Genomic DNA, 25,154 nt, shown 5'->3' with positions numbered 1-25,154 from the left:
CCCACTAGTCAGCTAATACTTGAACACCCTGCACCGTAACGTTCACGGAATTTGCAGTGATGCCCAGCATCGTTTCTAAATTATATTTAACCTTTGACTGAACAGTTCGTGAGACTTCTGAAATTTTAGTGCCGTAGCTGACGATAATATTAACGTCAACCGCCACACCATTTTCTTCCTGACGCACAACAACACCCTTAGCGTAGTTTTCACGCTTTAAAATATCATTTACGTTGTCGCGAATCTGATTCTTGCTAGCCATGCCAACAACCCCATAGTTGTCAGTAGCAGCACCACCCACAACGGTTGCAATCACATCGTTGTCAATGTCGATCAAGCCATGTGGTGTTTTAATTTTAACGGCCATCTGAACGCAGCCTCCTTGTAGTCCTAGTCTTAACGATATTTTATATTAACACATGTTGGTGGGGATTAAAAATAAAGAGTGCGGAAAAAAGGCGCTTAAGGGGCGGCCTATAAGGTCTAACACTAAAATCCAAGTTCGGGATTTTAGGTGTTAGACCCCTTATACAGGAGCCCCTTGCCTTTGGGAGCACGTTTCGACGCCATGAAGGCAACGCGCAAAGTGACAATGCCCTTAGAAAAAAATTAGACCGATGGAAACACAGACCTAGGTTCGTGTTCCAGCTGCTTAGCCCTGAATGCCTGGTGCCAAAAAGCCGAGCTAAGAATCCCCTCAACCTGCACCCAACACCAACACACTTTAGCTGTCAGCCATCTTGCCAACGAAAATCAGCTAAAATACCACCCTCAAAATCCGCTTTTCCGCATAAACTAGGTTTTAATATCCCCCAACATCACGACTATTATACCATCTTCTGTCGAAATGCCATCTTTGAATCACCGAACAGGACAACTCAACTGAAATAACCCACTGTTTCACAAAAGGACACCGTAAAAAATCTCAAAATCACTTGCCCGAATTCCTAAAATCGGTCATAATAGTAACATTCGGCAAAGAGCACAACACACCGTTATGACCTTTGCACAACGGACTAGTTTGAATACAGCTTTCATTGGAAAAGACCGCTAAATTTAAAAATTCTGAAACCCTATTATACCGGCAATCTTGACTGTCAAGTATTTCTACTTGAAAGAAAACTATTGCATTCCTAAAACGGGTATGATAAATTGTTTTAGTGAGCTTAAAGCAACGTATTTTAGATAAGTCTTGAAGGAGGATGTTACCCATGGCAAAAGATTTCATTAGTGGCAAGCGGACGCACTTTGGTAACAAGCGTTCTCACGCCCTGAACTCATCACGTCGTGCATGGAAGCCAAACTTACAAAAAGTTCGTATCTTAGTTGATGGCAAGCCTAAGAAGGTTTGGATCTCAGCTCGGACTTTAAAGTCAGGCAAAGTGACCCGTGTTTAATCAAAAAAGTTTGGCTTAGCCAAGCTTTTTTTGTTTGGTTTATTATTTTAAAACCATTAAAAAGCGCCCTAGTCGTTATGACTAGTGGCGCTTTTTTTCTCTATTACGGTTTGTGTTGGTTACGACACGGTCAATAAGGCTTGATTTCGTGTCACTATTTGACTTGGTCAATATGTGTTCGCAAGGCAGTGGCAGCCTTGCGAAACAGGCTAATCTTTAGACTGAATCACCGCCAACAGCCCACTTTCAAACGAAAACTGACCCGTCTCGCCCACAAACTCATTGCTTGCATACGATATTGGGTACGGCACATTCTCGTGATCGAGGGTGTACTTTTCGTCGACCAACGTCAGGCCATCCACCTTTTCGAGTGGAATAAACGCCAAATACTTCTTATCAGCTTCCTTTTTAATGGTGTAATCCCCTGGTAAAAAGAACGTGATCGTATTCGTTTGGTCAATGAAGCGAATCTGCGGGGCAAAGTCACGGTATCGTGGTTTTAATACCAGCCAGAGATTGGCTAGGAAATGGTCGAGTCGACCCCCCGTTGCACCATAAATATCCAACCGGTCGTACTGAAACTCCTTCAAAGCCACCGTAACGGCCAATTCAGTATCTGTTTCATCCTTTTCAGGAATGGCCTGACGAATGTCGCTAACCGCCGTTTTAACTTGGTGAAGCTCGTCCGCAGACAAGGAATCAAAATCGCCAATTGCCACCAATGGCGTTATCCCCATCTTAAGCAATCGCAACGTGCCGCGGTCAACCCCGATCCAATCACCACTGACCTTGCCAGCGGTGAGTTGTTCCGGCCATCCGCTGGTGGGTCCGCCCACAAGCAAGTTCAGATGGCTCATGCTACTTAGTCGCTTCCTTTAACGTTGCAACTTGGCCAGCAGGATCATCGGCATCAAAAATGTATGATCCAGCAACGGCAACGGTTGCGCCAGCATCGGCACAGGACTTGATCGTATTTGCCTTAACCCCGCCATCAACTTCGATGTCAAAGTCGTAGCCTTCAGTTTGCTTGAGCTGATCCAGTTGTTGGATCTTCTTTAACGTCTTAGGCAAGAATTTCTGACCGCCAAAACCGGGGTTAACGGTCATGACAAGCACTTGGTCTACCATGTATAACACCGGCTTGATGGCTTCCACAGGGGTGCCTGGATTAATCACAACTTCTGCTTTCGCACCCGCGTTCTTGATTAATTGGAGCGCCCGATGGATATGGGGTGTGGCTTCAACGTGAACACCAATGATATCAGCACCATTTTCAGCAAACTGTTCCACGTACCGTTCTGGGTTTTGGACCATCAAATGAACGTCCAAGGTCATCTTTGTAATTGGCCGAATAGCTTTTAACCAACCCGGACCATATGAAATGGCTGGCACAAAGTTGCCATCCATCACGTCGATGTGCAGGTATTCCGCACCGGCCTTGTCTACAGTTTCAATATCCTTTTGAAGATTTACGTAATCCGCACTCAAAATTGACGGTGCAATAATCATGAATCGTCCCTCATTTCTTATAATTTGGTTTCTGATTTTTCAAGGTTTGGTAGAGCAGCAAATAATTATCGTAACGGCTTTTCATAATTTCGCCGTTTGCGACCTGCTCTTTAACGGCGCAACCTGGTTCGTTCACGTGGACGCACCCCCGAAAACGGCAGTCAACTGATGCGCGTTTGAATTCCGGAAAGTACTGGCCAAGTTCTTTAGAGGTTAATGAGAACGCTCGTACGAAGAAAAGCCTGGTGTGTCAGCGATTAGACCGTCAGCAACTGTCAGGAGCTGCACCCGCCGCGTGGTATGCTTCCCACGATTGAGGGCTGCCGAGATCTCACCAGTCGCAAGATCTAAGTCAGGCGCGACATGGTTCAACAGCGTCGATTTTCCAGCCCCGGTCTGACCCATGATGACACTCACCTTGTCCTTGAGCACGGCCTTAACAGCAGTGAGCGCCGCGTCGCTAAACGGTTCACGCGTCAAAATCACTTGGAACCCCGCCTTGCGATACCCTGCAGCTAAAGTGTCAAAGTTGGCCATCTCGGCATAAGTTAACAGATCCGTTTTCGTAAAGTAGATCACCGGTTCAATATTGGCAATCTCAAGCGCCAATAACTGACGATCCAACAAGTTCGTTGTGAAATCCGGCTGCTTAACTGCCGTGGCAACGATTGCCTGGTCAACGTTTGCGACTGGTGGTCGTTGTAACTGGTTACGTCGCGGCAATACTTCGAGAATGTACATCCTTGCCATCAGTTGCTTCAAACGTCACTCGGTCACCAACCAACGGGGTGATTTTACGGTTCCGGAAATTTCCCCGTGCTCGGGTCCGAACCGTCTCGCCATCGTCAGTCACCACATCATAAAACCCACTTAAAGATTGTCGAATTTGGCCTTCCGCCACATCAACGCCACCTCTCAAAATAAATTTAAAACCAGTTCCTCTATATTATAGAGGAACTGGTTTTAAATTGCAGTAACTATTAATGATAATTTTTCGTCACGTTATTGTCAGATAAAATAACCTTCCCGTCGCGAACGATTTTATAACCACCACTCTTGCCGGATTCAACGGCAAATGGCAAGTTGACCTGCGTATCTTGTGCAATCGTCAACTGTTTGTAGACGCTGCGGTAGTTATGGTCTTGATCACGCAAATAGATCTGGACGACGTTGGTAGCTGAGACAGCACTTGAACTGCTGCTGCTCGTATCGGAAGAATCTGAACTGTCATCGGTGGCGTTGCTGCTTGAATCATCAGACGAAGCTCAAATGGAATATCAACGGTCACACTGAACTCGTCGATCTTCGGCGTTGTCGGTTTTGGTCCCCGTGACAAGGTCACGACGATCGTTGTCCCTTCACTCACCAGACTACCTGCAGCCGGACTCTGACTGGTTGCCCGGTCCTTCTTTGCACTTGCGTAGCGGTAGTTAAAGGAAACGTTCAGGGATTCTTTGCTGGCATACGCCTGAATTTGAGTCTTCGTTTTCCCAACTAAGTTAGCAAGCGTAAGTTGCCGCTGACCCGCAGAAACGGTGAAGGTCACCGTGGTGCTGTCCGGGTCGATTCGGGTGCCAGACGTTGTACTCTGCGCCATGACAGTGCCAACCGCGACGTCGTTTGACGTTTGGTTCTGCCGTTTAACGGTGACGCCCTTCGCCCGCAGTACAGACGCTGCACGCGTATAGGACTGCCCAACGTAGTTACCGATTTTGACCAGTTTAGGGCCACTGGACAACGTCAGCATCACATTGCTCTGTGTCTGAACCGACTTCTTGGCTTTCGGATTCGTTTTGATGACCCGGCCCTTGCGGATCTGCCGACTCGTTTTGTGTGTCACCTTATTAACCGTCAAGTTCTTATCAGACAGTTTAGCCTTGGCCGCCGTTTCTGTCATCCCAGTCACATCTGGAACAGAAACATATTTTGGTCGTCCAAGCCAAAACGCAAACACCGTTCCAGCGACGAGAAGCAGGATCAGTCCAATAAGGACGGCCCACCACCGCTTGCGATGATGGCGTTTCTTCTTTTTGGGTTTGGCAACCTTGACCCCATTTTCATCGGTCTCATCCACTTTGTGAGCGGCTAATTCCGACTGCAATGCGGCTTTATCAAGCACTTTCGTTTCGCCATTATCTGAGTCGTGATCCGGCACAAACTTTGGCTCACTGGCACGCCGTGGTGAAAGTGAGGTTTCCAAATCATCCGCCATACTCTTAACGGTGTCATACCGGTCTTCAGGACGTTTTGACGTTGCCTGCAACACCACGTTTTCAAGTGCTTGCGGGATTCGGGGATCAAAGTCACGCACTGATGGAATCTCCGACTGAAAATGTTTGATAGCGATTGAAACGGCCGTCTCACCCTTAAACGGTACGGTTCCTGTCAGCATTTCATACAGAATAATACCCAGAGAATAAATATCAGACTGTTTTGTGGCCATCCCACCGCGGGCCTGTTCCGGTGACAGATAGTGGACAGAACCTAACACCGTGTTGGTTTGCGTCAATGAATTTTGTGACAGCGCAACAGCGATCCCGAAATCGGTGATCTTCGCCACGCCATTTTCATCCATCAAAATGTTTTGAGGCTTTAAATCCCGATGAATAATATTATGGTCATGTGCTACCCGCACAGCGGAGAGCACTTGCTCCATAATGTTGATGACTTCCTGATAAGGAATCGGAAAATGTTCTTGAATATAGCTTTAAGATCCATCCCCTTCACATATTCCATCACCAGGTACTGCATGCCGTTTTCCTCGCCAACGTCATAGACGCTGACAATGTTTGGGTGCACAAGCTCTGTTGCCGCAAGTCCTTCACGCTGAAAACCCTTGATCGTTTTTGGGTCATCACGAAGATCCAGCCGTAATAGCTTCACGGACACATCCCTGTCCAAGATCAGATCGTGCGCTAGATAAACGTTTGCCATGCCGCCCTCCCCCAGAGAACGGATGATGCGATAGCGCCCATTTAATGTATAGTTTGCTCGCATTAGTCAGCTACCCCCGATCCATTATCGGCGATAACCACCGTAATGTTGTCCAGACCGCCGGCTTCATTGGCCATGGCAATCAAGCGGTCACACTTGTCGATCAACGACTCGTGGCCCTTTAATACCGCTTGGATGTCATCATCACTCACCATGTTCGTCAGCCCGTCTGAGCAGAGCAGCACAACGTCCTTAGCATTTAATTTCAGGTAGTGCAAGTCAATTTGAACCGCATCCGTCACCCCTAAGGATCGCGTGATCACGTTTTTTTGCGGGTGCACTTTGGCCGCTTGCTTGGACAACTCGCCGCGCTTGACCAGCTCATTAACAAGTGAGTGATCCTCTGTTACTTGGTTAAACTTCTTGTGGCGTAACAGATACGCGCGACTATCGCCAATGTTGCCAACGATCAACTCGTTTGGTAACAGCAACGCCAGCACGATTGTCGTGCCCATCCCTTTCAGGTCCACAAACTGCTGGGAACGTTCGCGAATATTTGAATTTTCTTCATCAATTTGGGATTGCAGCCATGTCGAGGCGGTATCAAAGTCCGTTAACGTTGATTTTTCAAACGCGTGACCAAGGTGAAAGACCGCTATATCAGACGCAACGTCACCACCCTGATTACCACCGATACCATCCGCAATAATGGCTAACTTAACCCCAGTTTGGTTGGTAAACACCCCAACGTTATCCTCGTTGTCGGTACGCCGTTCACCAATCGCTGTTCGATAAGCAATTTGCATGTTTATGTCTCCGTTCACCGGATCCGTTTGAACTGGCTGATAAAGAACCCATCAGACCCGTAATCATCCGGATAGATTTCTAAATAATCTGTCTCACGGTCCGCTTTAAGATCATGAGCGTGTGTACCCGCTGCGAAACAAAGTCGGGATGGGCGGCTAAGAAGGCTGCTACGACATCACGATTTTCCTGATTTAAAATTGTGCAGGTACTGTAAGTTATTATACCGTTAATTGTCACCTTGGTGGCAACAGCATTCAAAATTGCCAGTTGCACCTTGGCCAACGCTTCAGAGTCGCGTAATTGTTTTTCGTAACGAATTTCAGGTTTACGACGAACGAGACCGATTCCAGAACAGGGCGCGTCGACCAGAATTTGGTCAAATAGCCCATCCGCAAACATGTCATCCACTTTTCGAGCATCTAGTGTGACGGCATCGACCCGGTCGCTGACACCCATTCGCTTAGCATTTTGCGTGATCAGCCGAACCTTATGCTGATGAATGTCCAATGCAGTCACTTGTCCGCCGGCAGACTCGTCGACACTTTCAGCCAGTTGAACGGTCTTGCCACCAGGCGCAGCACAGGCATCTAAAATTTCCTGATTTGCCTTAACGTGCATACTCTAAGCAGGCAGCATGGCACTTTCATCTTGAATGGTGATATCGCCCTGCTTAAATAGTTCGGCGTGGTTAGCAGGTTTGCCGTTAAGAACCAAACCGTTCTCACTGACTGCACTGGCTGTCACGTCATACCCATCCGCCTGAAGTTGCTCAGTTGCCTGGGCCACCGTCAACCGCGTTCTGTTGACACGCACCGACTGGTTAGCGGGTTGGTTGATCACCTTCAAAATGGCCTCAGTCTTCTCAGCACCCCGCTGATCCAACAGAGAAGTGATCAGCCATTCTGGTACGGAATACTGAGTGACCCACCGTTGTGTTTGGTCCGTGATCTCAGATGGATCCGGCAGACCGCTGCGATCCATCTGGTGTAAAACGCCGGTCACAAAACGTCGAATGCTTCATGACCGCGTTTTTTAGCAATATCAATTGTTTCGTTAAAAATGGCGCGCTTAGGCACCCGTTCCAAATATTGCCACTGGTAAATGGCCGTTTCAAGGAGCACCTTGACCCAGGGTTGAAGCTTATTTGGTTTTTGAATAAATGGCTTCAGCTGGTAATCGATCGTTAATTGGTGTTGGATCACACCGTAAACGATCGTCGTCAACAAACTAGCATCGCGAGGATCAAGGTGGGTGTCATCCAACATCTGATTTAATTGCAGATTTGAATAAGCGCCCTTTTGAATGCGCATCAGCGCAGTCACTGCAAGGGAACGCGGATTTGTGTCTGGTGTTGTCATAGGTCAACCACCTGCTCGCCGATCGTTAAGGCGTCCTCTGTACCGTTTAAATAGTCTGTAATGGTCTGTTTTGGTTTCCCCGCCGGTTGTAACTGGTTGATCTGAATCGTGCCGTGGTGACCAGTTGAGAGCACTAGCTCGTGCTTGCCGCGACGGACAACCTTTCCTGCTGATAGATCCGTTTTTTCATCCAAAACCGTGACGTCCCAAAGTTTCGTCCGGATACCAGCCAGGACGATATAGGACGATGGAAATGGCCGCAATCCGCGAATCTTAGCATCGACGAGTTCAACGGGTAAACTGAAATCGACTTCTTCTTGTTCTGGCTTAATGGTTGGTGAAAAGGTCACTTTACCTTCATCCTGCGCAATAGGTGAAATATCGCCACTCAAAATATTAGGAATCGTTGCTAACAGCAGGTCGCGACCCAAAATACTCAGCTTATCAAACATCGTGCCAACATCATCCGTTTTCTCGATTGGAATTGCCTGTTGACTGATCACGTCACCGGCATCCATCTTCTTAACCATATAAATGATCGAGACACCTGTTTCATCATCGTTATTCATCACCGCATAGTGCACTGGTGCACCGCCGCGGTATTTCGGTAGCAGGGACGCATGAACGTTAATTGCGGCCACCTTGACTGAATTCAATAATTTAGTCGGCAAAAACTGCCCAAACGCTGCAGTGACAATAAGATCCGGCGCAATATCGATCACCTGTGCCATTTCAGGACTGCCGCTAATTTTTTCGGGTTGCAGTACCAAAATATCATTGGCAACAGCGACCTTTTTGACAGGTGAGGCAGTTAACACATGTTTCCGGCCAACTGGTCGGTCTGGCTGGGTAACAACGGCCTTAACGTCATACCCGGTGTCCACAAGGGACTGTAAGATCGGGGCTGAAAATTCGGGCGTCCCCATAAATACGATTGAAGTCATCGCAATTCTCCTTTTACATAAAACTCATTGGATTATTATCGATTGCAATCTGCAATCCTTTTCGATTCTTTTGTGCTTGATTCAGTAGATTAAATAAGAGCGCCGACAATTGCGGCTCCTGCTTATACTTGATCACTAATTGATAGTAGTACCGCTTATTCACACGAGCAATTGCGCTTGGCGTCGGGCCAAGGACAATCGAACTTTGACTCATCCCAGCTTGTAATTGGGCGGCAATTTGATGAATGGCAGCCGCCGCAACCCGTTCCTCAACGTCACTGGCTGTCACCTTAACCGCAAAATAGTACGGCGGATAGTTGCCTGGTGCCGCAATTTCATTTCGGTCAAGAAAAACCGCTCATAGTCCTGCGACTTCGCCAGTTGAATGGCATAGTGCTCCGGATTATACGTTTGAATAAAAACCTGACCTGGTTTTTGTGCCCGGCCGGCTCGCCCGCTCACCTGAGTCAACAGTTGGAATGTGCGCTCGCTCGACCGAAAATCGGGTAGGCTAAGCGCAGTATCGGCGTTCAACACGCCAACTAATGTCACATCGGGAAAATCCAGTCCCTTCGCAATCATTTGTGTCCCCAGCAGGATATCCGCTTCGTGGTTGCCAAACTGTCGCAAAAGGCGCTCATGAGCACCCTTGCGCCGCGTGGTATCCACATCCATTCGCAAGATTCGAGCTGTTGGTAACAGTTGTTTGAGTTCTGTTTCAACCTTTTGCGTCCCCGTCCCATAGTAGCGAATATGGTGTGAATGACAATTTGGACAAATTTGAGGAATTGGTCCTCATGTCCGCAATAGTGGCATTTCATACTGTGGCTGTCCATGTGAAGCGTCAATGAAATATCACAGTTTGGACACTTTAAGACAAACCCGCAATCACGACACATCACAAATGACGAATAGCCGCGGCGATTAAGCATCAAAAGCGTCTGCTCACCCTTGGCTAACCGGTCGTTCACCGCCGCCATTAGGGGAGAAGAAAACGTACTTTCAGCATGTTTTTGCAGTTCCTGCGTCATATCCACGATCGTGGCTTCAGGTAACGCTTGTTGGTTAACTCGCGTTGGCAACAGTAATCGCTGATAGCGATTCTTCTGCGCCCTTGCACGACTCTCCAAAGATGGTGTTGCACTCCCCAATACAACTGGGCAGTGGTGATAACGACTACGCCATAACGCGACGTCGCGGGCGTGATACCGTGGATTGTCGTCCTGTTTATAACTCGCTTCGTGTTCCTCATCCATGATGATGATGCCGATGTTGGTCAGTGGCGCAAACACTGCAGACCGCGCGCCAACAACGACACGAGCTTCGCCACGGTCGATTCGCCGCCACTCATCAAACCGTTCTCCGGCCGACAACCCACTATGTAGCACGGCAACTTGTTTACCAAAGCGTCCTCTGACCCGGCCAACGATCTGCGGCGTCAGGGAAATTTCTGGGACTAACATCAGGGCATTTTGCCCCTTTTCAAGTGCATTGGCGATGGCTTGCAGATACACCTCCGTCTTGCCACTTCCCGTCACACCCTCAAGAAGAAATGTTGTGTCTTCGTGGTCATCCGTTGCGGCACAAATGGCACTGACTGCTTTTTGTTGCGCCTCATTCAGGTGCAACGGCCGAGTCTTATCGACCGCCCGACTCAACGGGTCGCGATACACTTCCGCTTGGAACCGCGTCAGCCAGCCCTTTTCCGCAGCATTCTTAATGACGGTACTCGTAATGCCGAGCGTTTTCTCCAGCGCTGGTTGGCTGATAAGGTCCGTCTGGGTCACTAAATAATCTAATAGGTCAGCCTGTTTGACAGCAGTTATCCGAAGTTGTTGCTTGGCTTCCTGTAGTTCAGCCACACTCATTGCCGGCTTCACCATTGTCACTTGTTTGACATGGCCCTTACTTTTCACTTCGTAGGTTACCGAGATCTCATGTTTCCGATACAAGCCCATCAGTTCATTAAGTTGGGCAGCCGGTAATTTATCCGTCAGCTCAATTTTTTCCTGCTCGCCAAAAAGTCGTTTCTTTGAGGCCGGATCTAAGTCCGAATTAGGCGTCGCCCAGCGTTCATAAGCAGCTTTCAAGGCGTTTGGCAGCATCGTCAATAACACGGTGATAGTAAACGCAAAAGTCGTTTTCGCCAGCCAATCAGCCATCGCCAATAACTCTTTATTCAGAACCGGACTGAGATCCATGACGCTATCGATCGTTTTTAATTCGTGGGTCGTGGGTACTTGCTCGTGCACCTGCCACACAAATCCCTGAACCTTTCGACTGCCATTTCCAAAGGGCACGATCACGCGCATTCCCGGCAGTAAGGGCGTTGTCAGCGCAGCAGGAATCAAATATGAATACGGCGTGTTCGTTTGCATCGTTGGCACATCAACAATGACTTCTGCAACCTGAGACATGACTTACCCCTCTTTTGAATCAACTAACCGTTCTAATTCGTCGACGATAATGCCTGCCACTGCCGTTTTAGAGACTAGGGCAGTTGTCACGGGCGCCTTATTCTTGCTCAAAATCGTGACTTGATTTGTATCCCCATTAAACCCAACGCCAGGTTGGGAAACATCGTTTGCGATGAGCAGATCAAGCGCCTTACTGGTCAACTTCTTAGTTGCGTTAGCGATTAAATTTTGTGTTTCTGCAGCAAACCCAACGGTCAGTTGGCCTGGTCGTTTAAGGGTCGCTGCCGTTTTTAAAATATCCGTTGTTTTCACGAGTGACAGCGTCATTTCATCGTTATCACTCGTTTTTTTGATTTTTTGTGTCACACTTGTTTTTGGTCGAAAATCTGCGACGGCGGCTGCCATCACTAAAATATCTGCCTTAGGAAAATGCGTCGTCACAGCCTCCGCTAACTCTTCCGTCGTCGTAACGGGCACCACGTGGTCCCGGTTGGGGCGGCAAGCTTTGTTGGTGCTGAGATCAGCGTCACATCAGCCCCTCGTGCCACCAATTCGGTTGCTAACGCGTACCCCATTTTACCAGAAGAGTCATTTGTAATAAACCGAACGGGATCAATTCGTTCGCGAGTTCCCCCGGCCGTGACCAGCACTTTTTTACCGGTATACACGGTTTTAGGCCGCGACAACAGTTGGAGTTCAGCTAGAATCGTTTCTGGTTCTGCTAACCGGCCCTGACCGTTGTAGCCCTCAGCAAGAAACCCAGTGCCCGGGGCCACAAAGTGCACACCGTCAGCTGTTAATGCAGCAAGATTTCGCTGCACAGCCGGTTGATTTAACATGTGTTCATTCATGGCCGGCGCCACCAAAATGGGCGCAGTCGTCGCCATCAGGGTGAGACTTGCCATATCATCCGCGATGCCGTTTGCAAGTTTACCAATAATATCTGCACTCGCGGGTGCGACGACAGCGTAATCCGTCCAGTCGGCTAATTCAATGTGATCAACTGCAGTTGGTGTCTTACCATTAAATGCTGACGTTAAAACTGAATTTTTAGACAGCACTTGAAAACTCATCGGGGTAACAAACGCCTGGGCTGCGGGTGTCATCACCACACGAACGTGCGCCCCCGCTTTTACTAACAAGCGGGTTAAGTAAAGAGATTTATAGGCAGCAATACTGCCCGTGACGTAGAGTGCCACATTTTTATCGTTTAACATGCTGATGCCTCCGTTAGCCTTGTTAGTATCCATTGTACCAAGAAATGCGTGCGGGGCACAGTTCTAAGAATGATGAATACGACTTCTTTTCAGAAAGCCAATCCCTGTGCTGTTAATGGGAGCTTAATTACCGGACGGTTTCAAAGTGAATCACCCAACCAATGCAGTTCATCATCGCAATTTATGGCAACCACCGCCACAGCTTTGTTTAATACTTTGGATGGCCCGCCCACTAGCTTTTGTGCTTAAAAAACGGAGCGGCCCTGACAGATATGTCGGCCTCTCCGTTCTCATGTGTGTGATGCTTTTGCGGGTTTCATTTTTTCGGTAGTGGTTGTTTGCCTTGAACTTGGATGTTTCGTTCTTGGCGACGTTGCCGAAACGCGTTTCACAAGGCAGAGGCTCCTGCATAAGCCAACTCTGACACAAATGCCAAGTTCAGGCATTTACGTCAGAGTCAGCTTACGCTCCGCCCTCTAACCGCCTTGTTCCACGCTATTAAATCGCCTCTTCGTTATCCGGGTCAATCATAACCTTACCGGCTGCAATTTCTTCCAGTGCCCGGCCAATGGTCTTTGGCGACTTGTAGTCGTCCAAGAGTGGCTTTGCGCCAGCGTCTAATTCGTGTGCCCGCTTGCTTGCTAGCATAATTAAAGAGTAACGTGAATCAACACGTTCTAGTAAATCATCAACTGATGGGTAAAGTAACATAATTAATCTTCCTCTCCGATCATTTGTTCATAATCTGGCATTACTCGGGTCACCCGTAACCGTTCGGAACGGATGATCGTCCGAATGCTGGCAATGGCATTTTCTACTTCGTCGTTGACCACTGCATAGTCATAGTTGCGCATCATCTTAATTTCGCCCACTGCTTTTTTAATCCGGGCATTGATGACTTCAATGTCTTCCGTACCACGATTGATCAGCCGGTGCTTTAATTCCATAAGGTCAGGCGGGGTCAAAAAGACAAAAACAGCATCGGGGCAGTTGGCGCGAACCTGCATCGCCCCGTTCACTTCAATTTCCAAAAAAACGTCCTTGCCAGAATCCAAGGTCTCATTTACATAGTTTAACGGTGTGCCATAGTAGTTGTCAACGTATTTGGCGTATTCCAGCATCTCGCCATTTTGAATGTTATCTTCAAACTGCTCTTTCGAAACGAAAAAGTAGTCCACACCATTCTTTTCGCCGTCCCGTGGTTGCCGGGTGGTCATTGAAATAGAGTATTGAAAGTCGGTGTCGCCTTCGTCAAATAGTGCCTTACGTACGGTACCTTTACCGACACCAGAAGGGCCGGACAGGACAATCAGCATGCCTCGTTTTGTCATTGATCGAGATCCCCTTAATTTTTTGAGTGATAATAAAAATAATTATCGCACGTTCCAATACAACTTGGCAAGCGCTATTCGTTGGTTTTACATCACTTGTCAAAAAAATTTCAAAAACCTATTGTCAAAACAAACATTAGTTCGTATAATAGGCTATGCAAACAAATGTTCGAGGTGATATTCATGACAAACGAAACTTCTGCTTTAAAAAAACTATCGACGCAACTTAACGCTGGTTACCGCCAGTTGCTTGCCCTAGATCAACCAAGTGCTATGCCAACACAGCAGCGGCAATACTTTATTGATCAGGCCATTACTCGTCACTATCACGTTCAACTAACCCTTACCGGCGACCCTGAATCGACCATGACCGGCTACCTCAAACGTGGCCCAAAAAATACCGTCCTTGTCACAATTCCCCACGATACTATGACCAGTATCGCACATCTGAATCAAATCAGTTTTATCTCCCGTTTAGACTACTAACTCGGGTAATCGCTGGGTACGTCCAGCACATAAAAGTCAAAAACTGCAACCATCCATTCTAGGATAAGTTGCAGTTTTTTTATGCCATCATTTGGCAGTTTTCTTTTCATCTTTAGCCATGTTCAACAATTCTTGTGCATGGTCTAGCGTGAGTTCGGTCACGGTTGTGCCTGCCAACATGCGGGCGAGTTCCGTCACCCGTCCCTTAGTATTTAGGCGTTGGATATGTGTTTCCGTCCGTTTGCCGATCACTTCTTTGGCAATGAAGTAGTGGTGGTCACTCATGGCCGCAACTTGCGGTAAATGCGTAATGCACAGCACTTGAGAGTTCTGGGCGATACCGCTGATCTTTTCAGCAATGGCTTGTGCCACGCGACCGGAAACCCCTGTATCTACTTCGTCGAAAATAATCGACGTCACACCCTGTGATTGAGAAAAAATCGTTTTTAACGCCAGCATCAGACGTGATAATTCACCACCAGAGGCGATTTTAGCCAGCGGCCGGATCTCTTCGCCAGGGTTTGGCTGAATGTAGAATTCAACGTCATCCAACCCAGTCGCATAAAATTGATGCTCGCCAAGGGTTTTAAACCGGACCTGAAAGACCGTTTTGGCCATGTAGAGATCACCCAGTTCGCCCTTAACAGCCACTTCAAGTTTCTTTGCGATTTGGTGGCGCTGTTTGGACAGCTGCTTGCCAAGGGCAGTTAAATGCGTTTCCTGCTTTGTGAGCTGGGTATCCAGATCACCCTCATCTAATTCCGCAGCTTCCATATCCGTTAATTCGTGACTGATTTTATCATAGTAAGCTAAGATCTGAGCTTCTGAATCGCCGTACTTTCGTTTTAATTGGTGGATAACCTCCAGCCGCTGTTCGATCTCATCCAGCTTATTTTCGTCCCACTCCATCAGATCTGCCTGACGAGAGAGCTCACCGGAAGCATCCTGCAGGGCATAGTAAGCTGACGATAACGCGTCGTGCAATTTTTCATACTCCGGATCAAGTGCTGTAATCCTGGCAAGTGCGTTCATCGCCTGACCGCTCAGATCCAGCGCGCCAGGAGCGTCCTCCTCACCATTTAGGGCTAAGAACCCCTCCTGAAGGGCAGCGTTGATCTTTTGAAAATTGGTCAGTCGATCGCGTTGCTGCGTCAGTTGCGTTTCTTCATCTGGTTTGAGATCAGCATCCTTAATTTCTGCAACCTGAAAGCGCAACATGTCCAATCGTTGCGCCCACTCGTTTCGGTGCGTGTTGCGTTCGACCATGGCCTGATGCAAGTGTTGATACTGATCGTATGCCGAGTGATACTCCTGACGCAACTGCGCGACTGGTTTACCACCGAATTCATCAAGTAACCGTAAATGTTTATCCGGCTGCATGAGTTCTTGATGTTCGTTTTGCCCATGAATATCGACGATCGTCTCACCAAGTTGCTTTAAGGTCGATGTATTGACCAGCATCCCATTGACCCGACAAATATTACGGCCGCTGCGGTAGATCTCACGCTGCAAGATAATGGCACCGTCATCGTAATCGATGCCAAGATCATCCAGCATGTGGTACGTGGCACCATCCTTTGGAAAAATAAACGCCCCCTGGATAACCGCCTTATCCGCACCAGTTCGGATAAAATGCTGCGACCCGCGGCCGCCGGCTAACAGACCGACGGCATCAATAATAATTGATTTTCCGGCACCGGTTTCACCAGTCAGCACCGTCATGCCGTTTTCAAATTCCACGTCAAGACTGGCGATGATTGCAAAATTTTTAATTGAAAGTTCCTGTAACAACCGCTAACCTCCTTATTTGCCACGCGATTCACACCCAGGATAATAATGGAAAACGAGCTAGATTTTACCGTGACGTAAAATCCAACCCGTCTTATTTTAAGAGATCATCGACAACATCCTGAAGTGCCAGTGCACCCTCGTCACTTTTACAAATGGTCAGCACCGTCTCGTCATCACCAATTGTGCCAAACACAAAATCATACTTCATTTGGTCGATGAGAGATGCGATTGCCGGCCCATTTCCTGGTAACACCTTCAAAAAAGTATCTTTCCCCTGAACACTAAAGCTCACATAGGCATCTCGCAGGGTTCGTTTTAACTTCTTTTTGGTATCCAGTTTCTTTTGAATCGGCATGTTATACCGATAGCCACCGGAGATCGACGGCACTTTAACCAGTTGCATTTCCTTAATATCCCGTGAAATGGTCGCCTGGGTCACATGAATATTTTGTTCTTCTAGTAGTTTTACGAAATCTTCTTGGCGCTCAATATCCTGTGTGCTAAGTAATTGCCGGATTAAACGCTGCCGATCCTGCTTTTTCATGTGGCCATCTCCCTACGTTTTCAATCAATTTAGTTCCTATGATAACCCCTTTCACAAGATTTTAAAAGTCATTTGTGGGTTTTATGCATTGAGTATTCGATGCGCGTTTTCGACGGTTGCAGCCGGATCAACACTTTCGGCAACCGCTGTCGTCGTTTCAACTGAATGCAGGTGGACTAAGAACTCAATATTGCCTTCACCACCAGTGATCGGTGAAAAGTCCAGGTTCTCAACACTGTATCCGCTGTCCAGCGCGAGTTGAATGACCTTGTTAATAACCATTTCATGCACCTTGGAATCCTTAATAATGCCATGTTTCCCAACGTATTCGCGACCCGCCTCAAACTGCGGCTTGATCAGAGCAACCACGTCACCGTCAGGCAGTAAGATCTGCTTAAGCGGCGGCAGAATCAGCGATAGGGAAATAAACGAGACATCAATAGATGAAAACGACGGCCGACCGTGGGTAAAATCTTCGGGCTTACTGTACCGAAAATTCGTGTGCTCCATAACGACAACCCGATCATCCTGACGCAGTTTCCAAACGAGCTGATTGCTGCCGACGTCTAATGCATAGGACAATTGCGCGCCATTTTGCAACATCACATCCGTGAAGCCGCCGGTCGACGAGCCAATATCCAAAACGATTTTATCCTGCACGCTAATAGAAAACACCTGCAGCGCTTTCGCTAATTTCAGTCCACCGCGGCTCACATAAGGTAATGGCTTTCCCTTAATGTGCAGATCGGTGTCAACGGGAATCTTGACCCCCGGTTTGTCCAGTCGCTCCTCATTGTTACCAAGAACTTCGCCCGCCATAACGGCGCGTTTAGCCTTTTCGCGGGTCTCAAATAACCCCTGTGTGACGAGTAGTACATCGACACGTTGTTTTTCCATCGTGGCACCTATCCTTCAATCTGAAAATAACTTAGAAATGCAGTGAGTAATGTAACATCTAATTGTGAGTCTTGTGAAAGTGGTTCTAAAGCCGTTTTTGCGGCTGCAACAACTTCTGCCAGTCGGGTCTTGGTGCCTTCAACACCAAACAACCCTGGGTAGGTGTTCTTAGACTCCTGAGCATCCTTATGCACGCGTTTGCCAAGTTGTTCTGCAGTCGACGTCACGTCTAACAGGTCATCATAGATCTGGAAAGCCAACCCAAACTGATCCGCAAAGGTGAGCAAGGCCGCTGTTTCTTGTGGCGTTGTTTGCGCCATAATGCACCCAGCCTGAACAGCGTAGTGTAGCAGCGCGCCCGTTTTATGGCGGTGTAGATTCTCAAGTGCGGGCAAGGCAAGCTGATGATGTTCGTTTGAAATATCATCAGCTTGACCTGCCACCATACCGCTAGGGCCGGCATTAACAGCCAACGCGTTAACAAGCGCCAATTTTTGATCCGCTGGCAGGTCATTGTCAGCAACCCACTGGAACGCCAGCGTTAACAGCCCATCACCTGCCAACGTGGCCATTCCGGCACCAAATTTAACGTGATTTGTGGGCACACCGCGCCGGAGATCATCGTTGTCCATTGCTGGCAGATCATCATGAATCAATGAATAAGTATGCAGGAGCTCTAACGCACTTGCTGCACGAAGTTGCCCCGTTGCGATTTCTGACTGGCCCGCTGCCACTAAAACTGCCAGCGTCAGTAATGGTCGGAGTAGTTTGCCGCCGGCGTTCACTGAGTAAGCCATGGCATCAGAGAGAATTGACTGATCCACATCTTTTGGCAGATTTTCCGTCAAATACGTATTGATCAGTGGCCGAAAATTGGCTTCAAACGTTGCTAATTGTTTACTGATCGTCATTCGAGTCGGACGCCTCCGGTTTTTCAAAAGCGACCGTTTGATCGTCATCGGTCATCATTTCAGCAAGGGTCTTTTCTGCTTCGCTCAATCGTTGTTGCAGGTCGTGACTGAGTGCCACCCCTTGTTTAAACTGTGACAATGCCTGTTCTAACGGGACATTTCCCTTCTCTAATTCGGTTACGATCTGTTCGAGTTGGGTTAAATTTTCTTCAAATGTTGGTGTTTCGTTTGCGTCTTGACTCACAATTATCAGTCCTTATCTGTCGTTTTAATAGTCTTAATTTCTGCAGTCGCTTGACCATCTTTAAAATGCATGGTCACCGTTTCGTTTACAGCCAGGTCTGCTGTGCTGGCAAGCACCTTATCGTCACTTGTCACGTAGCTGTACCCACGCCCCATTACTTTAAGCGGACTTAGGAAGTCCAGGGACTGCGCGAGCTGCCCCAGATGCTGCTGATGATTCAACAGGGTCTGCTGGGCACCGCGATTCAGTCTAGCTTGAAGATCATGCGTTGTTTGGGTGAGTTGTGCAACCTGGGTAGCTGGTGTCGCGGCCATCAATCGATCATGGTCCGCTGTTAACTGCGTCTGCGTTAACGTGACGCGGTGCGTCATCGTTTGCTCTAGCTGGCGGCTTAACTGATCCACCTTTTGACTGTAACCTTCGTACAGCCGCTCAGGCTGCTCGAAAACATAGGTCTGTCTTAGCTTAGTGAGTCGTTCTTGCAGCAGGGATAACTCATGACGAAACGCATTAAGCAACCGCACCCGATCTCGGCCGATCTCCAGTAACACATCGCTGAGCACAGGGACTGCCAGTTCACCAGCGGCCGTTGGCGTTGCTGCCCGAACATCCGCTACCAGATCAGCGATCGTAGTGTCCGTTTCATGCCCCACGGATGAAATCACTGGAATCTGACTCGCAAAAATGGCTCGGGCAACCGTTTCTTCGTTGAACGGCCAGAGGTCTTCAATCGACCCACCGCCCCGACCAATGATAAGTGTATCAAAGCCGCCAATACTATTTGCCCGATTGATCTGACGCACAATGTCTGGCGCCGCTTCAGTTCCCTGAACAAGGGCTGGGAACAGCACGATCTGGGCAATTGGGTAACGACGCCGCGTTGTCGTGATAATATCTCGAATCACTGACCACTAGGGCTCGTGACAACCGCAATCCGTTTTGGAAAACGTGGCAACGGCTTTTTCGATGCATTAAACAGGCCCTCTTCGGCCAATTTTTTCTTCAACTGTTCATAGGCTTGATAAAACTGACCAACGCCATCTGGTTCCATGTGATCCACATAGATTTGATAACTGCCGCTTGGTTCGTACAGCGAAATGCGCCCCGTCACCAAGACCTTCATGCCTTCTTCAGGCATGAATTTAATTTTACTAAAAGCCGATTTGAACATGATCGCACTGATTTTTGCATGGTCATCTTTCAAGCTAAAGTACTGGTGCGCATTACGCCGTAACCGGAAGTTTGAGATCTCCCCAGTCAAATAGATTTTGCCAAGGTACGGATCATTATCAAATTTCCGCTTAATATAGGCTGTTAACGCGGTCACCGTTAAGTATTCACTTGGTTCCAAATTAGTCACTCCATTTTGCTAATTCAACAGTTTGTTGTAGTAAGGTTGCAATGGTCATCGGACCAACACCGCCTGGTACGGGGGTGATCAGACCGGCAACATCCTTCACCCCATCGAAGTCGACATCCCCCGTTAATTTACCATTCTCATCACGGTCCATGCCGACATCGATCACTGTCGCCCCAGGCTTAACATCGCCGCGTTTAATTAAGTGGGCAATTCCTGTGGCAACCACTAAAATATCAGCCGTCTTCGTATATTGAGACAGATCACCAGAATGATGGTGGACGATCGTCACAGTTGCGTTGGCATTCAACAAAAGAGCTGCCATTGGCCGCCCAACAATATTTGACCGGCCAACGATAACGGCATGTGCGCCTTCTAATGGGACGTTATATGCCCGTAACATGCTCATAATGCCCTTTGGCGTACAAGAAACGGGGAAGTTCAGTTGGGCATTTGTCAAGAGTTTACCAACGTTGATTGGGTGAAAGCCATCCACGTCCTTAACCGGCGAGATGGCCCGCGTAATCGCTGGTTCATCAATCTGCGCCGGTAACGGCGATTGCACCATGAGCGCGTGAACCGTTGGATCTTGATTATATTCGGCAATGACCGCCAGCAGCTCATCCTGAGTTGTTTCAGCCGGTAATTGACGGACCACTGAATTAATACCAAGCTGAACCGCTTTGCGATGCTTATTTCTCACATAAATTTTGCTAGCATTGTCCTCACCAACAATAACTACGACAAGCGTCGGGACAATGCCTCTTTTTTTTAAGGTTTCTACTTCTATTTTTGTTTGCGCGTTAATGTCACTCGCAACGCGCTTCCCATCGATAATGTCTCCCAATTCAATCACCCTCGCTTTAAGATTATGTACGTGCTTTTCGAGATACTGATACTTGATATTTTAGCATATTCTCGCGTTGAGTTCAGCTCTCGGAGGAATGTGGGCGGTGTGAGGTGTTTGTGTCTGGATTGGAGGCGTTGAAGCTAGCAGGCTCGGTTGCCAGAGATTTTAAAACTGCATGACGTTCTATGCTGCCGTGCCGAAACGCGTTTCACAGGGCGGAGGCTCCTGCCTAAACCAACCGCCCTGTTCCACGCTCTAAAAAAGACCTCCCTGCACTCAGCAAAAAGGTCTTGTTTATGATGCCATCTAGTTTGTTTCGACTTCGTGCGCTAACACACCGTTGATAAAGCGTCGTGAACGATCATCACTGAACTGTTTTGCCAGTTCCAGTGCTTCGTTAACCGCAACGCGGTTCGGGATGTCTTGCTCGTTATCTAATTCAAAGAAAGCAATTCTAAGAATAATTAAATCCGTTTTCGCGATTCGTGAGATGGTCCAACCCTGCATCAGGTACTGCTTGATTTTTTCATCCAACGCTGCCTGATTTTCCAGAACGCCACTCACCAGTTCGTCCAAATAGGGCGGCACGTTCAACTCAAGCTTACCATCATCAGTCAGCAATTGTTGATACAGCACTTCCTTATCAGCCTCTGGGTTCGCGTTCAAGGCAAACAACGTCTGAAAGGCGCGAATGCGAATATCGTGTCTCGTTAGTTCTTGCGTCACTTAATGTCACCATCTTCACTTTCATCATCGTCATCAAACAGGTTGTTTGGGTCGACCGCCTGAGTTGTTTTCTCAGGAATAACGCCCTCAACATGCACGTTGACTTCACTCAAGTGCAGATCCGTCATAAAGAGCAGCTGTTGTTTGACCTGTTCTTGAATGGCCAGGGCCACTTTTGGCACCGACACACCATAGTCCAAGTAAACGTAAACGTCCACGCGCAGGTCATCGTCAGTTAACGACAGCTTGACGCCCTTGCCCCGCTCCTTACGACCGAACAGTTCATTGACACTATTAGCTAATGAGCCACGCATCCGTGCCACGCCGTCAACATCATTGGCAGCGATGCCAGCAATGATCTCCAACACCTGGGGGGCAACTTGAATATTGCCGAGGGCTGGTTCTTCTGCTGTTAAAGTAATGTTTGTATCTTCAGCCAATTAATGAACCTCCGTTTCAAATAAACGTGATCAAACGTTAATTAAGCACGTGAAATGTAAGTACCGTCTTGGGTGTTAATGGTCAGCTTGTCGCCTTCGTTAACAAAGAATGGCACTTGAACGATTAACCCAGTATCCATGGTAGCTGGCTTTGAACCGCCAGAAGCAGTGTTCCCCTTGATACCAGGTTCAGTTGCTGTAACTGTTAAAACAACGGTGTTTGGCACTTCAATACCAAGTGTTTCTGAACCATATTGAATCAAGGTAACTTCCATGTTTTCTTGCAAGTATACTAATTGATCTTTGATTTGTTCGTCAGGCACTGAAATTTGTTCGTAGTTATCAGTATCCATGAAGACACGTGAGTCACCATCAGCGTAAAGGTATTGCATTTTACGTTGGTTGATTGGTGCTTGTTCCATCTTTGCACCGGCACGGAATGTTTTTTCCTGAACGGCACCAGTCCGCAAGTTCTTTAACTTTGAACGGACGAAGGCGCCACCCTTACCAGGCTTAACGTGCTGAAATTCAACGATCCGCCAAATTGCATTGTCAACTTCGATTGTTAACCCATTTTTAAAATCTGCTGTAGAAATAGCCATACGAGAGTCCTCCTAATTTTTCCTTTACCATCATAGCAATTAAGCCCCCCTAAATGCAAGCTAGACCGCTAATTTATTCCATTATTTATACGATTATTAAATCTCTTGGTGCTGGTGTTAACCGCGATCCAGAATCAGGCTGAACTAAAACATCATCCTCAATTCGAACACCACCGAGATCGGTGAGATAGATACCTGGCTCAACGGTGATCACATTATTGGTATGCATCGTATCCGTTGAACGGGCCGACAGTGCTGGTCCTTCATGAATATCCAACCCAATGCCGTGGCCAGTACCATGGTTAAAAGCTGGCCCGTAACCGGCCTGGGTAATCAACTCACGACCTACTTGGTCAAGCACCCGTCCGGAAACACCATCATGAACGGCGTCAATGATGCGCTGCTGTGCGGTTTGAACAACGGTGTAGATTTCCTTCAACTTTGCACCCGGATCACCAACAGCCACGGTTCGGGTAATATCAGACGTGTACCCGTCAAAATAATACCCACAGTCAATGGTGACAAGTTCGCCATTCTGAAGGTCTTATCGCTTGCAGCACCGTGCGGCAGCGCCGACCGATACCCACTAGCGACAATCGTCGCAAAACTTTCTCCAGTAGCACCCAGTTGGCGCATCGTCGCGTCAAGTTGATTCGCAACCTCACGCTCAGTCTGCCCAGCATGCAGCGTATCAATCGTTTTCATCAACCCATCGGAGGTTAACTCGGCTGCTGTTCTCAAGGCGCTAAGTTCATCAGCATCCTTGACCCAGCGCAATTGATCGATAATCCCCGTCAGCGGAACAATATCAGAAGACATCTGGTCATCGATCTGATCATAGTCAAAGTATGGCAGATCATCCTCAAATCCAAGCACGGTCACGCCCTGCTCAGCAACGACTTTGGCTGCAACTTCAAGGTAGTTGCGCGTAATCATCAACTCATAGTCGGGATGCTGGCGACGCAGCTCAAGGTCATAACGGGCATCTGTTATTAAGAACGCGCGAGTGGCAGTCACTACAGCAACGCCATCACCTTGAAGGCCATCAAAATTCATCAAGTACTTCAAATTAAACGCATTCGTAACGAGGAACCCATCGATCCGCAAGTCGTCAAACTTAGCTTGAAGCTGTTTTATTCTTGCTTGCATAGCCGTACCCTCCTGACTAACCCTAATTCATGACAAACAAAAAGACCCCGCGGGGCCTTTTTAAATGTTGTGCTTAACGTGCAGCAACATCTGATGCAGGGTAAACGGAAACTTGGCGCTTATCGCGACCCTTACGTTCGAAGCGAACGACACCGTCAACCTTTGCAAATAATGTATCGTCGTTACCACGAAGAACGTTGGCACCTGGATAGATGTGAGTTCCACGTTGACGATAAAGAATTGAACCACTGGTTACAGTAGAACCGTCAGCAGCCTTCGTACCGAGACGACGCCCAGCAGAATCACGACCGTTGGCAGTAGAACCGCCCCCTTTATGGTGAGAGAAGAATTGTAAATTCATTTCTAACATTACGTTTCACCTCCATTAGGAAAGTTTATGAGATTCGGACATACTCCGAATATTGTTTTTCGACATCTAAAAGTCCGTTTAAGAAACTTTGTAACAGTGCCTGACTAATTCGGTCTTACATGTAGTCGTCAACGGGTGGCATTCGAAGGCTCAAAAAGCCGCCTTCGTCATTTTTTGAAACCACCACAGGGGTGATCTCAGCTACCGTTGACAGCCCATTCACAGCACTGATACTCAGTGCTGAAACCGCGGCACACACGATATCGCTGCCATAAGGCGCGCTATCCGCGTGACCGGTAAGGTTAAACCCGATGATCCGGTGGCTGTTGTCGTAGTCAAATGTCGCTTGAATCAAGATCAATCACCTACATTAAGCGTTGATAGCGTCAATAACAACCTTGGTATATGGTTGACGATGACCCACTTTAGTGTGTTGACCCTTCTTAGGCTTGTACTTGAAGGTAACAACCTTCTTTTCACGGCCTTGCTTTTCAACAGTCCCAGAAACTGAAGCACCATCAACTAATGGAGCACCAACCTTGGTCGTGTCGCCGCCAACGAAAACAACTTGGTCAAAAGTGACCTTGTCGCCTGCCTTGGCATCAAGCTTTTCGACGTAAACAGCTTCGCCTTGTTGAACACGGTATTGCTTACCGCCCGTTACAATAATTGCGTACATGTATGTGCACCTCCTTCATATAGTAATAACTTAGACTCGCCGAGAACAAGTGGTGATTGAACACACTTAGGAACTTGGCCCGTGCGGTTGCAGTGTGGAAGTCCACAAATACAACAAATTGCATTTTACATGAAAAACAGGGCGTCGTCAACCCCCTACCAGACGGTAGTTTCACAAATCCAATTTTATCTCTA

The 25,154-nt window shown here is 47.8% G+C and carries 21 protein-coding genes, 7 pseudogenes and 1 other annotated feature; of the genes and pseudogenes, 2 read left to right on the top strand and 26 right to left on the bottom strand.

The window, feature by feature from the left end; translation table 11 throughout:
- Window positions 1-4: 4 nt before the first annotated feature.
- Window positions 5-367, bottom strand: a complete 363-nt coding sequence (locus tag JCM11969_RS00820; RefSeq protein ID WP_054707069.1) for an Asp23/Gls24 family envelope stress response protein — start codon at window positions 365-367, stop codon at window positions 5-7.
- A gap of 844 nt (window positions 368-1,211) precedes the next feature.
- Here JCM11969_RS00820 and rpmB point away from each other — a divergent pair.
- Entirely contained in the window at window positions 1,212-1,397 is a 186-nt protein-coding gene (rpmB, locus tag JCM11969_RS00815) for a 50S ribosomal protein L28 (protein WP_054707066.1), read from the top strand.
- Between the two features lie 209 nt (window positions 1,398-1,606).
- Here the strand turns inward: rpmB and JCM11969_RS00810 are convergent, their stop codons facing one another.
- The 11 genes and pseudogenes from JCM11969_RS00810 to gmk form a co-directional block, all read right to left on the bottom strand.
- Window positions 1,607-2,254 (bottom strand): thiamine diphosphokinase, encoded by a 648-nt coding sequence (locus tag JCM11969_RS00810; RefSeq protein WP_054707064.1) that lies wholly within the window; start codon window positions 2,252-2,254, stop codon window positions 1,607-1,609.
- Between the two features lies 1 nt (window position 2,255).
- Window positions 2,256-2,906, bottom strand: a complete 651-nt coding sequence (gene rpe / locus JCM11969_RS00805) for a ribulose-phosphate 3-epimerase (protein WP_054707061.1) — start codon at window positions 2,904-2,906, stop codon at window positions 2,256-2,258.
- A 10-nt stretch (window positions 2,907-2,916) separates the two neighbouring features.
- Window positions 2,917-3,807: pseudogene (gene rsgA, locus JCM11969_RS00800) on the bottom strand (ribosome small subunit-dependent GTPase A).
- A 79-nt stretch (window positions 3,808-3,886) separates the two neighbouring features.
- A pseudogene (gene pknB / locus JCM11969_RS00795) lies at window positions 3,887-5,903 on the bottom strand (Stk1 family PASTA domain-containing Ser/Thr kinase).
- Window positions 5,903-6,646 (bottom strand): Stp1/IreP family PP2C-type Ser/Thr phosphatase, encoded by a 744-nt coding sequence (locus JCM11969_RS00790; protein WP_054707060.1) that lies wholly within the window; start codon window positions 6,644-6,646, stop codon window positions 5,903-5,905. Before JCM11969_RS00790 ends, pknB begins: the two are co-directional and overlap by 1 nt.
- A 14-nt stretch (window positions 6,647-6,660) precedes the next feature.
- Window positions 6,661-8,005: pseudogene (gene rsmB, locus JCM11969_RS00785) on the bottom strand (16S rRNA (cytosine(967)-C(5))-methyltransferase RsmB).
- Window positions 8,002-8,949, bottom strand: a complete 948-nt coding sequence (gene fmt, locus JCM11969_RS00780; protein ID WP_054707057.1) for a methionyl-tRNA formyltransferase — start codon at window positions 8,947-8,949, stop codon at window positions 8,002-8,004. The pseudogene rsmB and the gene fmt overlap by 4 nt, the downstream one beginning before the upstream one ends.
- A gap of 13 nt (window positions 8,950-8,962) precedes the next feature.
- A pseudogene (gene priA, locus JCM11969_RS00775) lies at window positions 8,963-11,366 on the bottom strand (primosomal protein N').
- Window positions 11,367-11,369: 3 nt separating this feature from the next.
- A pseudogene (gene coaBC / locus JCM11969_RS00770) lies at window positions 11,370-12,583 on the bottom strand (bifunctional phosphopantothenoylcysteine decarboxylase/phosphopantothenate--cysteine ligase CoaBC).
- A gap of 498 nt (window positions 12,584-13,081) precedes the next feature.
- Window positions 13,082-13,294, bottom strand: a complete 213-nt coding sequence (gene rpoZ / locus JCM11969_RS00765; RefSeq protein WP_054707053.1) for a DNA-directed RNA polymerase subunit omega — start codon at window positions 13,292-13,294, stop codon at window positions 13,082-13,084.
- Between the two features lie 2 nt (window positions 13,295-13,296).
- Window positions 13,297-13,914: a guanylate kinase gene (gene gmk, locus JCM11969_RS00760; protein WP_054707050.1), complete on the bottom strand. Its 618-nt coding sequence runs from the start codon at window positions 13,912-13,914 to the stop codon at window positions 13,297-13,299.
- Window positions 13,915-14,097: 183 nt separating this feature from the next.
- Between gmk and JCM11969_RS00755 the strand changes: the two genes are divergently transcribed.
- A complete protein-coding gene (locus JCM11969_RS00755; RefSeq protein ID WP_054707048.1) occupies window positions 14,098-14,400 on the top strand; it encodes a hypothetical protein in 303 nt (100 codons plus the stop codon).
- An 87-nt stretch (window positions 14,401-14,487) separates the two neighbouring features.
- Here JCM11969_RS00755 and recN read toward each other — a convergent pair whose 3' ends face one another.
- From recN to rplU, 14 genes and pseudogenes are all read right to left on the bottom strand, one after another.
- Window positions 14,488-16,191, bottom strand: coding sequence for a DNA repair protein RecN (gene recN, locus JCM11969_RS00750; protein ID WP_054707045.1), 1,704 nt, complete (start codon window positions 16,189-16,191; stop codon window positions 14,488-14,490).
- Window positions 16,192-16,282: 91 nt separating this feature from the next.
- On the bottom strand, window positions 16,283-16,735 hold the full coding sequence (locus JCM11969_RS00745) for an arginine repressor (RefSeq protein WP_054707041.1): 453 nt from the start codon (window positions 16,733-16,735) through the stop codon (window positions 16,283-16,285).
- An 81-nt stretch (window positions 16,736-16,816) separates the two neighbouring features.
- Entirely contained in the window at window positions 16,817-17,632 is an 816-nt protein-coding gene (locus JCM11969_RS00740) for a TlyA family RNA methyltransferase (RefSeq protein WP_054707037.1), read from the bottom strand.
- 8 nt (window positions 17,633-17,640) lie between these two features.
- Window positions 17,641-18,543: a polyprenyl synthetase family protein gene (locus JCM11969_RS00735; protein WP_082409094.1), complete on the bottom strand. Its 903-nt coding sequence runs from the start codon at window positions 18,541-18,543 to the stop codon at window positions 17,641-17,643.
- A complete protein-coding gene (locus JCM11969_RS00730; protein ID WP_054707035.1) occupies window positions 18,530-18,787 on the bottom strand; it encodes an exodeoxyribonuclease VII small subunit in 258 nt (85 codons plus the stop codon). Before JCM11969_RS00730 ends, JCM11969_RS00735 begins: the two co-directional genes overlap by 14 nt.
- 5 nt (window positions 18,788-18,792) lie before the next feature.
- Window positions 18,793-20,138, bottom strand: a pseudogene (gene xseA, locus JCM11969_RS00725) (exodeoxyribonuclease VII large subunit).
- 1 nt (window position 20,139) lies between these two features.
- Window positions 20,140-20,991 (bottom strand): bifunctional 5,10-methylenetetrahydrofolate dehydrogenase/5,10-methenyltetrahydrofolate cyclohydrolase, encoded by an 852-nt coding sequence (locus JCM11969_RS00720; RefSeq protein ID WP_054707032.1) that lies wholly within the window; start codon window positions 20,989-20,991, stop codon window positions 20,140-20,142.
- A 309-nt stretch (window positions 20,992-21,300) separates the two neighbouring features.
- Window positions 21,301-21,720 (bottom strand): transcription antitermination factor NusB, encoded by a 420-nt coding sequence (gene nusB / locus JCM11969_RS00715; protein ID WP_054707029.1) that lies wholly within the window; start codon window positions 21,718-21,720, stop codon window positions 21,301-21,303.
- Window positions 21,717-22,160 (bottom strand): Asp23/Gls24 family envelope stress response protein, encoded by a 444-nt coding sequence (locus JCM11969_RS00710; RefSeq protein WP_054707026.1) that lies wholly within the window; start codon window positions 22,158-22,160, stop codon window positions 21,717-21,719. Before JCM11969_RS00710 ends, nusB begins: the two co-directional genes overlap by 4 nt.
- Before the next feature lie 41 nt (window positions 22,161-22,201).
- The gene (gene efp, locus JCM11969_RS00705) at window positions 22,202-22,762 is read right to left on the bottom strand and encodes an elongation factor P (protein ID WP_054707023.1); all 561 of its coding nucleotides are present in this window, start codon (window positions 22,760-22,762) and stop codon (window positions 22,202-22,204) included.
- A gap of 85 nt (window positions 22,763-22,847) precedes the next feature.
- Window positions 22,848-23,911: pseudogene (locus tag JCM11969_RS00700) on the bottom strand (M24 family metallopeptidase).
- A 73-nt stretch (window positions 23,912-23,984) separates the two neighbouring features.
- A complete protein-coding gene (gene rpmA / locus JCM11969_RS00695; RefSeq protein ID WP_054707020.1) occupies window positions 23,985-24,281 on the bottom strand; it encodes a 50S ribosomal protein L27 in 297 nt (98 codons plus the stop codon).
- 115 nt (window positions 24,282-24,396) lie between these two features.
- Window positions 24,397-24,636, bottom strand: a complete 240-nt coding sequence (locus JCM11969_RS00690) for a ribosomal-processing cysteine protease Prp (RefSeq protein ID WP_054707017.1) — start codon at window positions 24,634-24,636, stop codon at window positions 24,397-24,399.
- A 15-nt stretch (window positions 24,637-24,651) separates the two neighbouring features.
- Entirely contained in the window at window positions 24,652-24,960 is a 309-nt protein-coding gene (gene rplU, locus JCM11969_RS00685; protein ID WP_054707013.1) for a 50S ribosomal protein L21, read from the bottom strand.
- 22 nt (window positions 24,961-24,982) lie between these two features.
- Window positions 24,983-25,059: a sequence feature (ribosomal protein L21 leader region), on the bottom strand.
- Between the last annotated feature and the right edge of the window lie 95 nt (window positions 25,060-25,154).

The sequence above is a fragment of the Secundilactobacillus paracollinoides DSM 15502 = JCM 11969 genome (genome assembly GCF_001311135.1).
Taxonomy (GTDB): Bacteria; Bacillota; Bacilli; order Lactobacillales; family Lactobacillaceae; genus Secundilactobacillus; species Secundilactobacillus paracollinoides.
This window is presented reverse-complemented; position numbering and strand designations above follow the sequence as displayed.

What these genes read in the sequence shown, in the direction of transcription:
- JCM11969_RS00820 (WP_054707069.1), bottom strand. Translation starts at nt 367, where the DNA reads ATGGCCGTTAAAATTAAAACACCACATGGCTTGATCGACATTGACAAC.
- rpmB (WP_054707066.1), top strand. Translation starts at nt 1,212, where the DNA reads ATGGCAAAAGATTTCATTAGTGGCAAGCGGACGCACTTTGGTAACAAG.
- JCM11969_RS00810 (WP_054707064.1), bottom strand. Translation starts at nt 2,254, where the DNA reads ATGAGCCATCTGAACTTGCTTGTGGGCGGACCCACCAGCGGATGGCCG.
- rpe (WP_054707061.1), bottom strand. Translation starts at nt 2,906, where the DNA reads ATGATTATTGCACCGTCAATTTTGAGTGCGGATTACGTAAATCTTCAA.
- JCM11969_RS00790 (WP_054707060.1), bottom strand. Translation starts at nt 6,646, where the DNA reads ATGCAAATTGCTTATCGAACAGCGATTGGTGAACGGCGTACCGACAAC.
- fmt (WP_054707057.1), bottom strand. Translation starts at nt 8,949, where the DNA reads ATGACTTCAATCGTATTTATGGGGACGCCCGAATTTTCAGCCCCGATC.
- rpoZ (WP_054707053.1), bottom strand. Translation starts at nt 13,294, where the DNA reads ATGTTACTTTACCCATCAGTTGATGATTTACTAGAACGTGTTGATTCA.
- gmk (WP_054707050.1), bottom strand. Translation starts at nt 13,914, where the DNA reads ATGACAAAACGAGGCATGCTGATTGTCCTGTCCGGCCCTTCTGGTGTC.
- JCM11969_RS00755 (WP_054707048.1), top strand. Translation starts at nt 14,098, where the DNA reads ATGACAAACGAAACTTCTGCTTTAAAAAAACTATCGACGCAACTTAAC.
- JCM11969_RS00745 (WP_054707041.1), bottom strand. Translation starts at nt 16,735, where the DNA reads ATGAAAAAGCAGGATCGGCAGCGTTTAATCCGGCAATTACTTAGCACA.
- JCM11969_RS00740 (WP_054707037.1), bottom strand. Translation starts at nt 17,632, where the DNA reads ATGGAAAAACAACGTGTCGATGTACTACTCGTCACACAGGGGTTATTT.
- JCM11969_RS00735 (WP_082409094.1), bottom strand. Translation starts at nt 18,543, where the DNA reads ATGACGATCAGTAAACAATTAGCAACGTTTGAAGCCAATTTTCGGCCA.
- efp (WP_054707023.1), bottom strand. Translation starts at nt 22,762, where the DNA reads ATGGCTATTTCTACAGCAGATTTTAAAAATGGGTTAACAATCGAAGTT.
- rpmA (WP_054707020.1), bottom strand. Translation starts at nt 24,281, where the DNA reads ATGTTAGAAATGAATTTACAATTCTTCTCTCACCATAAAGGGGGCGGT.
- rplU (WP_054707013.1), bottom strand. Translation starts at nt 24,960, where the DNA reads ATGTACGCAATTATTGTAACGGGCGGTAAGCAATACCGTGTTCAACAA.